Consider the following 14,372-nt stretch of genomic DNA (forward strand, 5'->3'; position numbering starts at 1 on the left):
CCTCCGTGAGTGGGACGACCGGGATGACCGCATGATCGCGCTGACGCTGGACCGGATCGCCGAGGTCGTCGGGGGCCGGATCGCAGGGGAGGTCGCGGCGGAGAACGAACCCGTCACGATCGACGGCCCGGTCGTCATCGACGGTCGCGAGGCGGCACCGGGCAGCCTGTTCGTGGCGTTCGCCGGCGAGCGTGTCGACGGCCACGACCATGCCGCCCAGGCCGGCGAGAACGGCGCCGTCGCGGTGCTCGGCAGCCGCCCGACCGCCCTGCCGACCGTCGTCGTTGAGGACGCCCGGCTCGCGCTGCAGCGACTCGCCGCGTACGTCGTCGCGCAGGTGCGCGCGCAGGGCCGGCTGACCGTCGTCGGGATCACGGGCTCGCAGGGCAAGACGTCGACCAAGGACCTGCTCGGCGCGGTGCTCGGCAGCGCGGCGCGGACCGTCGCCACCCGGGGCTCGTTCAACAACGAGCTGGGGATGCCGCTGACCGCCCTGCAGGTCGAGCCGGACACCCGCTTCCTCGTGCTCGAGCTGGGCGCCCGCGGCAAGGGCCACATCGCCGAGCTGACCGCGCTGGTCGCCCCGGACATCGCCGTCGTGCTCAACGTCGGGCAGGCGCACCTGGGCGAGTTCGGGTCGCAGGAGGCGATCGCGGAGGCGAAGGGCGAGCTCGTCCAGGGCCTGGCGCCCGGCGGCACGGCGGTCCTCAACGCGGAGGACCGGCGGGTCGCCGCGATGGCTCGCCTCACCGACAGGCCGGTCGTCGCCTTCGGGACGGGGGAGGCGGCCGACGTACGCGTCGAGGGGCTGACGCTGGATCGTCTCGGCCGTCCGTCGTTCATCCTGGCCACCCCGGCCGGCAGCGTCCCCGTGGGCCTGCGGCTGGTCGGGGCGCACCAGGCGCTCAACGCGGCCGCCGCTGCCGCCGCAGCGTTCACGGCCGGGCTCGCCCCGGCCGAGATCGGCCAGGCCCTCGCCGGCGTCGAGACGCTCTCGCAGTGGCGGATGGAGCTGCGCGAGCTCCCGAGCGGCGTCCTCCTCCTCAACGACTCCTACAACGCCAACCCCGACTCCATGCGGGCCGCCCTCGACGCGCTGGCCTCGATCGGGGTCGACGCCGACGTCCGCCGCACGATCGCCGTCCTGGGCGAGATGCGCGAGCTGGGCGAGGCCGGTGCGGCCGAGCACGAGACGGTCGGCGGCTACGCCGCGCAGAGCGGTGTCGACCACGTGCTGGTGGTCGGCGACGCGGCTCGTGGCATCGCGGCGGGCGCGGGACCGCTCAGCACGTTCGTCGACGACAACGCCGCGGCGATCGCCTGGCTGCGCGACAACGTCGCCGCGGGCGACGCGATCCTCGTGAAGGCCTCGCGCGGGGCGCGCCTCGACGAGGTGGCCGCTGCCCTGGAGTGAGCGGGCCATCATCTAGGCTCGACGGCCATGACCGACAGCCCTGCCCGCAAGATCCGGGTCGCCCTCGTCTTCGGCGGCCGCTCGGGCGAGCACGCCATCTCCGCCGCGACCGCCGCGGGCGTGATGAAGGCGATCGACAGGGACCGGTACGACGTCCTGCCGGTCGGCATCACCCGCGAGGGGCGGTGGGTGCTCGCCTCCGGTGACCCGGCGCAGTGGGAGCTCTCCGCCGGCCGCCTGCCCGAGGTCACCACGGACGCCGGCCGCGAGCTGGCCGGCCTCAACGAGGTCGACGACGTCGACGTGGTCTTCCCGCTCCTGCACGGTCCCTACGGCGAGGACGGCACCATCCAGGGCCTGCTCGAGCTCGCGGGCGTGCCCTACGTCGGCGCCGGTGTCCTGGCGTCCGCGGTCGGCATGGACAAGCAGTTCATGAAGCTCGTCTTCACGGGCCACGGCCTGCCGGTCGGGCCCTACGTCGTCGTGAAGCCGCGCGACTGGGAGCACGGACAGTCCGAGGTGGTCGCCCGGGTCCAGGCCGAGCTGAAGTTCCCCGTCTTCGTGAAGCCGGCACGGGCGGGATCCTCGCTGGGCGTGACCCGGGTGGACGACCTGACCGGCCTGGCCGACGCCATCGAGGAGGCCCGCTTCCACGACCCGAAGGTGATCGTGGAGGAGGGGATCGCCGGCCGTGAGATCGAGTGCGCGGTCCTCGGCGGCCGCGGCGGTGCGGCGCCGCGGGCGTCCGTCCCCGGTGAGATCGTGGTCGACCACGCCGAGGCGCAGTTCTACGACTTCGAGGAGAAGTACTCCGCCGACTCCCACGCCCGCACGCAGGCCCCCGCCGACCTGCCCGACGACGTCGCGGCGCGGGTGCGCGAGCTCGCGGTGCAGGCCTTCGAGTCGATCGGGGCCGAGGGCCTCTCCCGTGTCGACGTCTTCGTCACGCCCGAGGGCGAGGTGATCCTCAACGAGATCAACACGCTGCCGGGCTTCACGCCCATCTCGATGTACCCCCAGATGTGGCAGGCCTCCGGGATCTCCTACCCCGAGCTCATCGACGAGCTGATCCGCCTCGCGCTGGAACGCCCGACCGGTCTGCGCTGATGGCGGTCGAGGTCCGTCGCGTCCGGGCCGAGGACTGGCAGCGGGTGCGGGCGATGCGGCTGGAGGCGCTCCAGGACGAGGTGGCGTCGATCGCGTTCGTCGAGAGCCATGCCCGGGCCCTCGTCGAGCCGGACTCCTTCTGGCAGGAGCGCACGACCGGAGCCAGCGCGGGCGACCGGATCGCGCAGTTCGTCGCGATCGACGGCGACGACTGGGTGGCGAGCGCGGTCGGCGTCCGCGAGCAGGCCGGCGCCGTTGACTGGTCCGGTCGCCCCGTCAAGCAGGACCAGGTCCACGTCGTCGGCGTCTGGGTCCGGCCCGACCGCCGCGGCGCAGGACTGCTCGGGCGGCTGGTCGACGAGATCGCCGTCTGGGCCGCCGGGCAGGGCATCGAACGGCTGCGCCTGCTCGTCCACGAGGACAACGCCCGCGCCCGGGCGGCGTACGGCAAGCTCGGGTTCGTGGCGACGGGGGTCGTCGTCGTGCTCGAGGCGGGCAACGAGCTCGAGATGCGTCGCCCCTGACCCTCAGAGACAGCGGGTGCCCGCGGTGAGCGTCTCCGTCAGCGGGCCGGCCAGGTCGACCAGCGCCGCGGCCAGGGTGCCGCCCCGATAGGTCGCCGGCACGTGCAGCCTGACGCGTGGCGTGAGCGTCACCGTCGTCAGGGTGATGTCGGAGTCGTTGTCCTGCGTCTCGTCGTCCGGGGCGAACCAGTCGACGCCGTTCGCCGCGATGCAGCTCGAGGCCGGTCCGAAGCCGCGGGGTACGCCGACCCCGCAGGTCAGCGTGATCGGCGGGTCGCCCCAGGCGCCGCCGTCGGCGTCCTCGGGGGTGAAGGGCACCGGGTCGAGGTCGGCCAGACGCTCGGGAAGCCGGTCGGCGAGCGCCTCGCACGCGGCGCGGTCGCGACTCGGCGGGCGGGCGATCTCGACCGGTCCGCCACAGGCGGCGACCAGCACGAGCAGTGCCCCCGACACAGCAGCACCCCGTGCCGCGGACGGCACGGGGCGCGGCAGGAGGGTCACCCTCAGATGTGGACGACCGGGCAGGTCAGCGTGCGGGTGATGCCGTCGAGCGTCTGGACCTTCGCGACGACGAGCTTGCCCAGCTCGTCGACGTTGCGCGCCTCGGCGCGGACGATGACGTCATAGGGGCCGGTGACGTCCTCGGCCAGCGTCACGCCCTTGATGCGGGCGATCTCGGCGGCGACGTCGGCAGCCTTGCCGACGTCGGTCTGAATGAGGATGTAGGCCTGGACGACCATCGTGTTCTCCCTGCTGTCGGGGGATGTCTGGGCTTGCTGGGCGGTGCTGAGCAACCTCTCGGGCCGACGATCAACCTATCGCGAGGCGTGGTCGTGCCGATAGCCGTGTCCGCCGGCCGTGTCCGCCGTGGGCGGCGGGGGCCCGCGTGTTGGGATGGGTCCGTGGCGGAGCAGACGTTGGCGGACATCGGTGAGTTCGGGCTGATCGCCGAGCTCACGAAGCGGTTCCCGCAGGGCGAGCAGGTGGTGGTCGGCCCCGGTGACGACGCGGCGCTGCTGCGGATCCGCAACGGGCACGTGGTCGTGTCCACCGACCTGCTGGTCGAGGGCAGGCACTTCCGACGTGACTGGGCCTCCGCGGCCGACGTCGGCCACCGGGCCGCCGCGCAGAACCTCTCCGACATCAACGCGATGGGCGGCCGCGCCCACTCCCTGACCGTCGGCTTCGCTGCTCCGCCGGACCTGCCCGCGCGCTGGGCGTTGGAGTTCGCCGACGGGTTCGCCGAGGAGTGCGCACTGGTCGGCGCGAGTGTCGTCGGCGGCGACGTGACCCGCTCGGCACAGATCGTGGTCTCGGTGACGGTGCTCGGCTCGGTCACCCAGGCCCCGGTCCTGCGCTCGGGCGCCCGCCCGGGCGACGTACTCGCGCTCGCCGGACGGCAGGGCTGGGCCGCCGCCGGGCTCGCCGTGCTCGGTCGCGGCTTCCGCTCCCCGCGTGCGGTGGTCGCGGCCTACCAGCGCCCGGAGCCGCCGTACGCCGCCGGGCCCGCCGCAGCTGCCGCGGGAGCGACCGCGATGGTCGACGTCTCCGACGGCCTCCTGGCCGAGGCCGGCCACCTGGCGTCGGCGTCGGGCGTCGCCATCGACGTGACCTCCGGTTCGCTGGAGGTCCCCGAGCCGTTCCGGGCCGTCGCCGCGGCCCTGAACGCAGACCCGCTCTCCTTCGCGCTCAGCGGTGGTGACGACCACGCGCTGCTCGCGACCTTCCCCTCCGCGTCCGCCCTGCCCGAGGGCTGGCGGGAGATCGGGTCGGTCTCCGATGGGGACGGCGTCACCGTCGACGGGAAGCCGTACGACGGGCCGACGGGCTGGACGCACTTCTGAGCGAACGGTGTCCGGCTCGGGCTGCTGGTTCATCGAGGTATGCAGCCGAGCCTGCGCATCCCTAGCGGAACTCCGCGAGGTAAGTGACGGTTCGCCTGCATACCTCGACGAACCAGCAGAGGCGACCAGCAGAACCGTCGACGTACATCGACCGGGACCGTCAGCCCGCGAGGCCGAGCACCCGCTCGAGACGCGCACGGGTCACAGCAGGTGAGTCGAAGTCGCTCCAGACGAGGCGGATCATGCCCGCCTTCGTCAGCTCCCGGATCTCGTCCTCCCGGCGCTTCTCGGCGAACACGGCGTCGCCGGGGTCCTGCCCGGGCTTGAGGAGGCGGCCGTACTTGATCCGCCCGTCGAACTCGCCGTAGCAGCGGTGCGCGGGCCACCACCAGTCCGTGATGCCGACGAGAGATCCGTCGGCGCGTCGTACCTCGACCTGTGCCTCTGGGCGCGGGAGGCCGCTGCGGTGGAAGAGCCAGTTGCCACGGGACTCTCCGATGGACCCGGAGAGCGGGCTCGCGAGATCGAGCGGGATGCCGAGGTGCCGCACGTACGGCCAGTGCCGGATCAGGTCGTAGGTCCCCTCGAGCGCCGCGCGGTCGAAGAGGCCGGCTCGCATCCCGGCCTCCATCAGGCAGAGAGCCTTCTCGTCGGTCGTGCGCGACCCCGCCTCCAACACGCATCGGTCGGCGCGAAGGACCCGCTGCCCCCCGACCGTCATCACGTCGTCATCGGCCCAGAAGCCCTCGTGGTGGGTGACATCGCCCTCGACCCTCCCGGCGCCGCCGTCGAGCCGGGTCACGTGCACGCGCGTGAGGTCCAGGCCCCACACGTCGATGCCGTGGCGGATCACGCCGGACGCGTGGCTCAGAGCGACAACGTCGCCGAGGGGGTGGAGGACCGCGCTGGATCGGATGCGATGCCGGGCAACGTCGTCGAGCGAGGTCCAGACGTCGGTGAACACGTAGGCCCCGCGTCGGAGGCGGGTCCACACCTTCGCACGCACCATGCGGGTGACGTCGCGGTCGGCGTAGCCCGCCTGGCGGGCGTGGGCGCGGGTGAAGAAGCCGTCGGCGGTCGCGATCTCGCGCAGGGGGTCGATGTCCATCGGCCGAGCCTCCGCCCGGACCGGCCCGTCGGGCACTGTCGATGGACGAGGCTGTGGACCACGGCGCTCACGCGGCCGCCTGTGGACGCCAGGTGGCTCAGCTGCTGGTTCATCGAGGTATGCAGCCGAGCATCCGCTTTCCCAGCGGAACTCCGCGAGGAAAGTGACGGTTCGGCTGCATACCTCGACGAACCGACCGAGCCCGCGAGCCACCGACCCACCAAGCACGAGAGCCGCCGCCCGGATCGGGCGACGGCTCTCGTGGGAAGACTGTCAGCGGGTCAGCGAGTGACCTTGCCGGCCTTGAGGCAGCCGGTGCAGACGTTGAGGCGCTTGGGGGTGCCGTTGATGACGGCACGGACGCGCTGGATGTTGGGGTCGAAGCGACGCTTCGTGATCTTGCGGGACCACGGCCGGTTGTTGCCGAAGCCCGGCTTCTTGGCGCAGATGTCGCAGACGGCAGCCACCGTGAACTCCTGAAGTGATTTCGTTGCTAGGTCAGTCGTCACCGGCGGAACTGCGCCAGGCAACCGAAGAAGAATATCCCAGGCCCGCCGGACCGGTGAAATCCCCGGCGACCGCAGGTGCAGCGGCCGCTGTCGACCGGGACACCACTAGCCTGTGACGACCACAGGCTACCCAGGATGGCAGGAGGACGCATGTCGACGGAAGGCCGCCCCCAGCGCCCCCGCGGCCCCCTCGACATCGCCGTCGTCGCCCGCTTCGCCGACCTCGCCACCGACGCCCTCGCCGCGGCGCGCGAGGAGGTGGACGCCCTCAACGTCTATCCGGTCCCCGACGGCGACACGGGGACCAACATGTTCCTCACCATGTCGGCCGCTCGCGACGCGCTGCGCGAGGCTCGTGGCGAGGACCGGGCCGGGGCGCTCGAGGCCTTCGCCAAGGGGGCGCTGCTCGGCGCACGCGGCAACTCGGGCGTGATCCTGGCCGAGATGCTCGGCGCCGTGGCGCGCCGGCTCGCGCACCAGCAGGAGGGCGAGGCGTCGGCGGTCGTGGTCGCCGACGCGCTGGTGGAGGCGACGGAGGCGTCCTACGCCGCAGTGGGCGAGCCGGTCGAGGGCACGATCCTGAGCGTGATGAAGGCCGCCGGCGAAGCCGCGACGCGGCGGGCGATGCCGGATACCCGGACCGGGGACGTCCTGTGCGCAGCAGCGGCCGCGGCACGCGAGGCCCTGGCGCGTACGCCGGACCAGCTCGCCGTCCTGCGCGAGGCGGGTGTCGTCGACGCGGGTGGTCGGGGTCTCACGGCGATCCTGGACGCCGCCGAGACCGCGCTCACCGGGCGCCGACCGAGCCCGGTCGAGCCGCGGTTCGCCCCGCGCCACACCATCCCGACGCCGCAGCCGGGGACCCGGCCCGAGCAGGACGGCCCGGCCTTCGAGGTGATGTACCTGCTCGACGCCCCGGCCGACGCCATCGGTCCGCTCCGCGACCGGCTGTCGGCCCTCGGCGAGTCCCTGGTGATCACCGGGTCCGACCCGCTGTGGAACGTCCACGTGCACGCCGACGACGCCGGGGCCGCGCTCGAGGCCGGCATCGAGGCCGGTCGGCCGCACCGGATCCGCGTCACCCACCTCCAGACCGGCACGAGGGTGCCCGCCCGGACCGGCCGCAAGGTCGTCGCGGTTGCGGCCGGCCCGGGGCTGCACGCGCTCTTCGACCGGTCCGGCGCCATCGTCGTCGACGGTGGACCGGGGCGGCGACCCTCGACGGGCGAGCTGCTGGACGCGATCCGGCGCAGCCACGCCGCCGAGGTCGTCGTGCTCCCCAACGACAACGACACGATCCGCTCGGCGGCCGTCGCGGCCCGCACGGCGGAGGCGGACGACGGCATCCGGGTCGCCGTCATCCCGAGCCACGCCCAGGTGCAGGGGCTCGCCGCGATGGCCGTCCACGAGCCGGGCCGCTCCTTCGACGGCGACGTGCTGGAGATGACCGCGACGGCGCGCCACGTCCGGCACGGCGCGGTCACTGTCGCCGCCAAGCGGGCGATGACGATGGCCGGCCCGTGCGAGGTCGGCGACGCCCTGGGCGTCGTCGACGGCGACTTCGTGGTGGTCGGCAGCGACCTGGCCGCCGTCGCCACCGACGTCCTCGGGCGCCTGCTCGGCGCGGGCGGCGAGCTGGTCACGATCGTCACCGGCGCGGGCGACGCCGCCGCCGGGCTGGGCCGCGCGTGCGCCTCCTGGGTCGAGGAGCACCACCCGACTGTCGACGCCATGGTGTACGACGGGGGCCAGGACCGGTATCCGCTGCTGATGTCCGTCGAGTAGGAGGGGAGCATTGATCGCGCTCGACTCCCCGGTGGCCGCCGTGCTCGGCGCCAACAAGAAGGCCGAGAAGTTCACCAAGGGTCTCGGCCTGCAGACCGTCGGCGACCTCCTGCGGCACTTCCCTCGCCGCTACCTCAACACCGCCGACCTCACCAAGGTCGACCAGCTGCACGATGGCGACTTCCTGACCGTGGTGGGGGAGATCGTCGACAGCCGGATCAAGGACTACACCGACCGCCGCACCGGCCGGGGCGCCTCGCGGCTGGAGACCACGCTCGCCACCGACGGTCCGCAGCTCCAGATGACCTTCTTCGCCAAGAAGCGCCACGTCACCGAGTGGCAGGCCCGCCGGTTGGCACCGGGCACCCGCGGCGTCTTCATGGGCAAGGTCGGCAGCTTCCGCGGCACGTGGCAGCTCACCAACCCCCAGCTGGTCCTCTTCGGCGACGCCGACGCCGGCGACGCCGACGCCGAGGCGGCCGAGGCCGCAATGACGATCGAGGAGCTCACGGCCCTCTTCCCGATCTACCCGCTCACCGCCGGCCTGGAGTCGTGGGAGGTGATGCGGGCGGTGCGGTTCGCCCGCGCGGTCGTCGAGGACGTGCCCGAGGTCGTCCCGGAGAGTGTGCGGTCGGCGTACGACGTCGTCGGCGCGCGCCAGGCCTTCGACTGGGTGCACGCACCGGAGGACTGGGCGCAGGTCAAGGCCGCTCAGCGGCGCTTCCGGTTCGAGGAGGCGCTGGTCCTGCAGACCGTCCTCGCCCGCCGGCGTCAGTTCGCCCGCACGATCGGCGCCGCCCCGCGGACCGGGGGCGGCGACCTGCTCGAACGGTTCGACGCCACCTTGCCCTTCACGCTGACCGAGGGCCAGCGCACGGTGGGGGAGCAGGTCGAGCGCGACCTCGCCCAGCCCCACCCGATGAACCGCCTCCTGCAGGGAGAGGTCGGCTCCGGCAAGACCCTCGTGGCGCTGCGCGCCATGCTCCGGGTCGTCGACTCGGGCGGCCAGGCGGCCCTGCTCGCGCCGACCGAGGTCCTCGCCCAGCAGCACTACCGGTCGATCACCGCCATGCTCGGCGACCTCGCCGGTGGCGGGCTCTTCGGTGAGGGGACCGGCGTGGAGCTGCTCACCGGCTCCATGACGAAGACCCAGCGCACCGGCCCGCTCAGCCGTCTCGTGACCGGCGAGTCGGGCATCGTGATCGGCACCCACGCCCTGCTCGAGGACCAGGTGCAGTTCTTCGACCTCGGCCTGGTCGTCGTCGACGAGCAGCACCGCTTCGGCGTGGAGCAGCGCGCGGCGCTCACCGACAAGGCCGGTACGCCGCCGCACGTGCTCGTCATGACCGCGACCCCCATCCCGCGGACGGTGGCGATGACCGTCTTCGGCGACCTGGAGGTCTCGACGCTGACCGAGCTCCCCGCCGGGCGGGCGCCGATCCAGACCAACCTGGTGCCGCTGGCCGAGCACCCTCAGTGGCAGGCCCGCGTCTGGGAGCGGGTCCGCGAGGAGGTCGGGAAGGGCCATCAAGCCTACGTCGTCGCCCCGCGGATCAGCGGCGACACCCAGGAGCAGGGCGAGACCGACGCGGTCGACCGCGACGAGGAGGGCAACCCCATCAGCCCCGTCGCGGCGCCCGGGAGCCTGAGCGCCGTCGTCGAGGTGGCCGAGCAGCTGTGCAGCGGCCCCTTGGGCGGGCTTCGCGTCGGCGTGCTCCACGGCAAGCTCCCGCCCGACGAGAAGGACCGCACCATGCGGGCCTTCGCCGCGGGCGACCTCGACGTCCTCGTCTCCACCACGGTGATCGAGGTCGGCGTCGACGTCGCCAACGCGACGGCGATGGTGATCCTCGACGCCGACCGGTTCGGCGTCTCGCAGCTCCACCAGCTCCGGGGCCGGGTCGGCCGCGGCGGACTACCCGGGCTGTGCCTGCTCGTCACCCACGCGGAGATGGGGTCGCCCGCCCGCGAGCGGCTGGATGCCGTGGCAGGCACCACCGACGGCTTCGAGCTCAGCCAGGTCGACCTCGAGCTGCGCCGGGAGGGCGACATCCTCGGCGCCTCGCAGTCCGGCCGTTTCTCCAGCCTCCAGAACCTCCGGGTCCTGCGCGACGAGCGGACCATCGTCGAGGCCCGCACCGCCGCGACGACACTCCTCGACGCCGACCCCGAGCTGACCGGCGCGCCCGAGCTCGCGCGCACCGTCGCCGAGATCGAGCGCACCGAGGGTGCGCAGTTCCTGGAGCGGTCGTGAGGACCCGATGACCCGGATCATCGGCGGCACCGCCGGCGGGCGCCGGATCGCGACGCCCAAGGGGGACGCGACCCGGCCCACCAGCGACCGGGTCCGGGAGGCGCTCTTCTCGGCGCTGGAGTCCTGGGCGGGCTCGCTGCACGGCCTGCGGGTCCTCGACCTCTACGCCGGCTCGGGAGCCATCGGCCTGGAGGCCTGGTCCCGCGGGGCCGCCGCCGTCACGCTCGTCGAGTCCGACCGTCGCACCGCCGCCCTGATCAGCGCCAACGTCCGCGACCTCGGCTGCCCGGTCGCCGACGTCGTCGCGGGGTCGGTCGCGACCGTCCTCGCCGGACGGCCGCGGCCGTCGTACGGGTCCGACGACCCCTTTGACGTCGTGTTCAGCGACCCGCCCTACCCCCTCGACGACCGGGCCCTCGCTCACGACCTCGCCCTGCTGGTCGACAACGACTGGCTCACCGAGGGCGCCCTCGTCGTCGTCGAGCGGGCCAAGCGCAGCCCCGAGCCGACCTGGCCGGACGGCCTGACGCTCCTGCGCGAGAAGAAGTACGGCGAGACGCGGCTCTGGTACGCCGAGAAGACCGACGCATCGGCCGACCGCTAGCGTGTCCGCCATGCGTCGCGCGGTCTGCCCCGGCTCCTTCGACCCGGTGACCAACGGTCATCTCGACATCATCGGCCGCGCGTCGGGCCTCTTCGACGAGGTGGTCGTCGCCACGGGCGTCAACGTCTCCAAGAGCCGGCTCTTCGATCCCCAGGAGCGCCTGGCGATGCTCGAGGAGGCGGTGCGGCCGTGGGACAACGTCCGTGTCTCCGGCTTCGAGGGCCTGATCGTCGACTTCTGCCGCGAGATCGGCGCCGTCGCGATCGTGAAGGGGCTGCGCGGGGCGACCGACTACGAGTACGAGCTGCCGATGGCGCACATGAACTCCCACCTGACCGGCATCGAGACGGTCTTCCTGCCCGGCGCCGCGGGCAACTCCTACGTCTCCTCGACCCTCATCAAGGAGGTCGCCGGCTTCGGCGGCGACATCTCACCGTTCGTGCCCCGGTTCGTCGCCGACGCGCTCCTCAGCAAGCTCGCCCGCTAGGGTCGTCCGGTCCCGACGCCCCGTTCCAGGAGCCGCATGTCCACCTCCGGTCGCTCTCCGCTCGCCATCGCCAAGCAGACCTACGCGGGCTCGATGAAGGCTGTCGGTCGCGGCCTGGCCCGCACGGGTCTCGCGCGCGACACGGCGCCTCCGGTCGAGCATCGCGTGCGGCACTGGGCGCACAGCCTCACGAGGGTCTACGACTCCCTCGCGATGGCCGAGCTCGACGTCCCGTGGTGGAGCTACGCCGCGATCAGCCATGTCGACGGCTGGCTCGCCGGGCGACGCCGACCGATCCGGGTCTTCGAGTATGGCTCGGGCGCCTCGACCGTCTGGCTGGCCAAGCGCGCCGACGAGGTGCACAGCGTCGAGCACCACCGTGGCTTCGGCGAGATGATGGCGACCGAGCTCGCCAGGCTCCCCAACGTCTCGCTGCGGATCGTGGAGCCGACCGCGTCGGCCCACCCCGTCGTCGGGTCGGCCAAGGAGGGCCACCAGGACCTCGACTTCCAGGCGTACGTCGACGCGATCGACGCGGTCGACGGCGCGTTCGACCTCGTCGTGATCGACGGGCGCGCCCGCGAGGCCTGCCTGGCGAAGGCGTCGCGGCGGCTCGCGCCGGACGGGATCATCGTCTTCGACAACAGTCGCCGGCAGCGCTACCGCGTCGCGATCGTCGGGTCGGGCCTGCGTGAGCGGGTCTTCCGCGGCCTCACGCCGACCCTGCCCTACCCCGAGCAGACCTCGGTCCTCACGAGGCCCTGACCGACGGCCCGACCCGCCGCCGGGCCAGCGCGCCCAGGGCGGCGAGGAGCACGTCGGCGAGCAGCAGCAGCAGCCGAGACGCGAGCGCGACGGTGAGCGCCTGCGAGGACCCGGTGATCGGAGTCAGGGTGAGGACGAGCACGGCGTCCCGCACGCCCGCGCCGGCCGGGGCGGGGATGAAGGCGATGCCCGCCGCCCAGGCCAGGCCCATGCCGCCCACCGAGGCGGCCACCTCGCGGAGGCCGACCCCGTGGAAGGCGCCCACGAGGACGGCGACGTGGGCGCCCAGCACGAGCCAGCTCGCGAGCGACCAGGCGCCGGCTGCCGCCAGGCCGCGCGGGCTCATCCGGGTGCCGAGCGGCTCGCGGCCGATCCGGCGCAACAGCATGTCCAGCACGGCCGGGACGGTGCGCGGGTGCAGCCCCGCGAGCAGCGGGACCAGCAGGAGCACCAGCCACCAGTAGTGGCTGAGCCCTCGCGGGCTCGCCCACGGCAGCAGGACCGCCCCGACGGCGATGCCGCTCGCGGTGACCGCCCCGAGCAGCAGGACGTTGGCCGCGAACATGACCGCGCGCGGCACGCCCCAGCGCCGGCCGAACTGCATCTGGGCGACGACCGGCCAGACCGACCCGGGGAGGTACTTGCCCAGCTGGCTGACGAAGAAGACCGAGGCTGCGTCGCGCCGGCCGGGATGCGCGTCGAGACCGTGCAGCAGTGCGCCCCAGATGTTCTGGATGAGGACGGTCCCGACGACCGCCAGCACGCCCGAGACGAGGAAGCGCCCGAGGCTGAGCCGGTCCACCGCGTCGGCGATGTCGTCGCTCCTGGTCCAGACCAGGAGGGCGCCACCGACCAGGACCGCAGCACCGATCAGGAGCTGGGGCCAGCGAGGTCTCGAGCGGACCTCCGACCCGGCCTGCGGCTGCGGGGCGCTCAGCGCCGACCCGATTCGAGCCGCTCGTAGGTCAGGGGCGCCAGACCCTGCATCGCGAGCCGCTCCTCGGGCGAGGACCCGAAGCGGAGCCGCTTGGTGTGCTCGAGGTTGTCCTCGATGAGGACGCGGTTGGTCCTGATGAGGTCCGAGATCACCCCGAGCATGATGCAGAGCACCGCGACGATCATCAGGAGGGAGCCCAGCAGCAGCGACTGGAGGTGGCCGTCCTCCCGGTCGCCCAGCCACAGGACGGCGTACCGCACGAACGGCACGAGGCCGAGGACGCCGAAGACGGCGGTGAGCCAGGCGAAGATGACGTAGGGCTTGTACATGATGAACGAGCGGATGATCGCCGCCGCCGACTTCGCCACGTGCTCGGGCGTGGACCTGAACAGCCTCGACTCACGGGTCTTGGCGTTGGTCACCACCGGGATGCTCGCGATCTTCAGGTTCTTGTTGCCCGCCTGGATGATCGTCTCCATGCAGTAGCTGAACCGGGTCACCGTGTTGAGCAGGATCAGGCTCTCGCGCGAGTAGGCGCGGAACCCGCTGGCGGCGTCGGGGAGCCGGGTGCCGGCGGCGCGGTTGACCACGGCGCTGCCGACCCGCTGGAGCTGCTTCTTCAGCTGTGAGAAGTGCTCGACGAGATGGACCTGACGGTCGGCGATGACGATGTCGGCCTCGCCGCGCAGGATCGGCTGCACCAGGTCGGTGATGCGGTCCTGGGGGTACTGGTTGTCGCCATCGGTGTTGACCACGATGTCGGCACCCATCTCCAGGGCCCGCACCACGCCGTCGTGGAACGAGCGGCCGAGGCCCTGGTTGCGGGTGTGGTGGACGAACTCGGTGACCTCGTGGGCGCGCGCCACCTCGACGGTGCCGTCGCTGCAGCCGTCGTCGACGACCAGGATGACGATCTCGTCGATGCCGGGGATCTCGGTCGGGATGCCCTCCAGCACCGACGGGAGGGTCTCCTCCTCGTTCAGGCACGGGATCTGGACGACTAGTTTCAACGCAGAGCCTTATCTGGACGTCGC

The 14,372-nt window shown here is 72.8% G+C and carries 15 protein-coding genes; 9 read left to right on the forward strand and 6 right to left on the reverse strand.

The features are described from left to right. Positions 1 to 31 precede the first annotated feature (31 nt). From BM236_RS10040 to BM236_RS10050, 3 genes are read left to right on the forward strand one after another with little or no spacing between them, the layout of a single operon-like run. The gene (locus BM236_RS10040; RefSeq protein ID WP_091123360.1) at positions 32 to 1,414 is read left to right on the forward strand and encodes a UDP-N-acetylmuramoyl-tripeptide--D-alanyl-D-alanine ligase; all 1,383 of its coding nucleotides are present in this window, start codon (positions 32 to 34) and stop codon (positions 1,412 to 1,414) included. A gap of 27 nt (positions 1,415 to 1,441) precedes the next feature. Next, positions 1,442 to 2,521 carry a D-alanine--D-alanine ligase family protein gene (locus tag BM236_RS10045; RefSeq protein WP_091123123.1) on the forward strand — a complete coding sequence of 360 codons (1,080 nt, stop codon included), beginning with the start codon at positions 1,442 to 1,444 and terminating at the stop codon, positions 2,519 to 2,521. After that, complete coding sequence (locus BM236_RS10050) at positions 2,521 to 3,045, forward strand: GNAT family N-acetyltransferase (RefSeq protein ID WP_245750247.1); 525 nt, start codon at positions 2,521 to 2,523, stop codon at positions 3,043 to 3,045. The genes BM236_RS10045 and BM236_RS10050 overlap by 1 nt, the downstream gene beginning before the upstream one ends. A 3-nt stretch (positions 3,046 to 3,048) precedes the next feature. Here the strand turns inward: BM236_RS10050 and BM236_RS10055 are convergent, their stop codons facing one another. Both BM236_RS10055 and BM236_RS10060 read right to left on the reverse strand, forming a co-directional pair. Beyond that, positions 3,049 to 3,498 carry a DUF3515 domain-containing protein gene (locus BM236_RS10055; RefSeq protein ID WP_217645290.1) on the reverse strand — a complete coding sequence of 150 codons (450 nt, stop codon included), beginning with the start codon at positions 3,496 to 3,498 and terminating at the stop codon, positions 3,049 to 3,051. Positions 3,499 to 3,548: 50 nt separating this feature from the next. Continuing rightward, complete coding sequence (locus tag BM236_RS10060) at positions 3,549 to 3,785, reverse strand: Lrp/AsnC family transcriptional regulator (RefSeq protein WP_091123126.1); 237 nt, start codon at positions 3,783 to 3,785, stop codon at positions 3,549 to 3,551. A 162-nt stretch (positions 3,786 to 3,947) separates the two neighbouring features. On the opposite strand from BM236_RS10060, the gene BM236_RS10065 reads away from it, so the two are divergent. Beyond that, the gene (locus BM236_RS10065; protein WP_091123128.1) at positions 3,948 to 4,889 is read left to right on the forward strand and encodes a thiamine-phosphate kinase; all 942 of its coding nucleotides are present in this window, start codon (positions 3,948 to 3,950) and stop codon (positions 4,887 to 4,889) included. A 160-nt stretch (positions 4,890 to 5,049) separates the two neighbouring features. On the opposite strand, the gene BM236_RS10070 is transcribed toward BM236_RS10065, so the two are convergent. Next, positions 5,050 to 5,997: a type IV toxin-antitoxin system AbiEi family antitoxin domain-containing protein gene (locus BM236_RS10070; protein ID WP_091123131.1), complete on the reverse strand. Its 948-nt coding sequence runs from the start codon at positions 5,995 to 5,997 to the stop codon at positions 5,050 to 5,052. Between the two features lie 281 nt (positions 5,998 to 6,278). Continuing rightward, positions 6,279 to 6,464: a 50S ribosomal protein L28 gene (rpmB, locus tag BM236_RS10075; protein WP_091123134.1), complete on the reverse strand. Its 186-nt coding sequence runs from the start codon at positions 6,462 to 6,464 to the stop codon at positions 6,279 to 6,281. 192 nt (positions 6,465 to 6,656) lie between these two features. Between rpmB and BM236_RS10080 the strand changes: the two genes are divergently transcribed. From BM236_RS10080 to BM236_RS10100, 5 genes are read left to right on the forward strand one after another with little or no spacing between them, the layout of a single operon-like run. Continuing rightward, positions 6,657 to 8,291, forward strand: coding sequence for a DAK2 domain-containing protein (locus BM236_RS10080; protein ID WP_091123136.1), 1,635 nt, complete (start codon positions 6,657 to 6,659; stop codon positions 8,289 to 8,291). A gap of 10 nt (positions 8,292 to 8,301) precedes the next feature. Next, the gene (locus BM236_RS10085) at positions 8,302 to 10,545 is read left to right on the forward strand and encodes an ATP-dependent DNA helicase RecG (protein WP_091123138.1); all 2,244 of its coding nucleotides are present in this window, start codon (positions 8,302 to 8,304) and stop codon (positions 10,543 to 10,545) included. 7 nt (positions 10,546 to 10,552) lie between these two features. Beyond that, positions 10,553 to 11,149 carry a 16S rRNA (guanine(966)-N(2))-methyltransferase RsmD gene (rsmD, locus tag BM236_RS10090; RefSeq protein ID WP_091123140.1) on the forward strand — a complete coding sequence of 199 codons (597 nt, stop codon included), beginning with the start codon at positions 10,553 to 10,555 and terminating at the stop codon, positions 11,147 to 11,149. Positions 11,150 to 11,159: 10 nt separating this feature from the next. Continuing rightward, positions 11,160 to 11,636, forward strand: a complete 477-nt coding sequence (coaD, locus tag BM236_RS10095; protein ID WP_091123364.1) for a pantetheine-phosphate adenylyltransferase — start codon at positions 11,160 to 11,162, stop codon at positions 11,634 to 11,636. Positions 11,637 to 11,672: 36 nt separating this feature from the next. Continuing rightward, positions 11,673 to 12,401: a class I SAM-dependent methyltransferase gene (locus tag BM236_RS10100; RefSeq protein WP_245750248.1), complete on the forward strand. Its 729-nt coding sequence runs from the start codon at positions 11,673 to 11,675 to the stop codon at positions 12,399 to 12,401. Here BM236_RS10100 and BM236_RS10105 read toward each other — a convergent pair. Together BM236_RS10105 and BM236_RS10110 are read right to left on the reverse strand one after the other, a co-directional pair. After that, on the reverse strand, positions 12,388 to 13,350 hold the full coding sequence (locus BM236_RS10105; protein WP_281247644.1) for a lysylphosphatidylglycerol synthase domain-containing protein: 963 nt from the start codon (positions 13,348 to 13,350) through the stop codon (positions 12,388 to 12,390). The two genes, BM236_RS10100 and BM236_RS10105, sit on opposite strands and share 14 nt — an antisense overlap. Next, a complete protein-coding gene (locus BM236_RS10110) occupies positions 13,335 to 14,348 on the reverse strand; it encodes a glycosyltransferase family 2 protein (RefSeq protein ID WP_091123146.1) in 1,014 nt (337 codons plus the stop codon). The genes BM236_RS10105 and BM236_RS10110 overlap by 16 nt, the downstream gene beginning before the upstream one ends. Positions 14,349 to 14,372 lie beyond the last annotated feature (24 nt).

This window comes from Nocardioides terrae (genome assembly GCF_900112345.1).
GTDB lineage: Bacteria > Actinomycetota > Actinomycetes > Propionibacteriales > Nocardioidaceae > Nocardioides > Nocardioides terrae.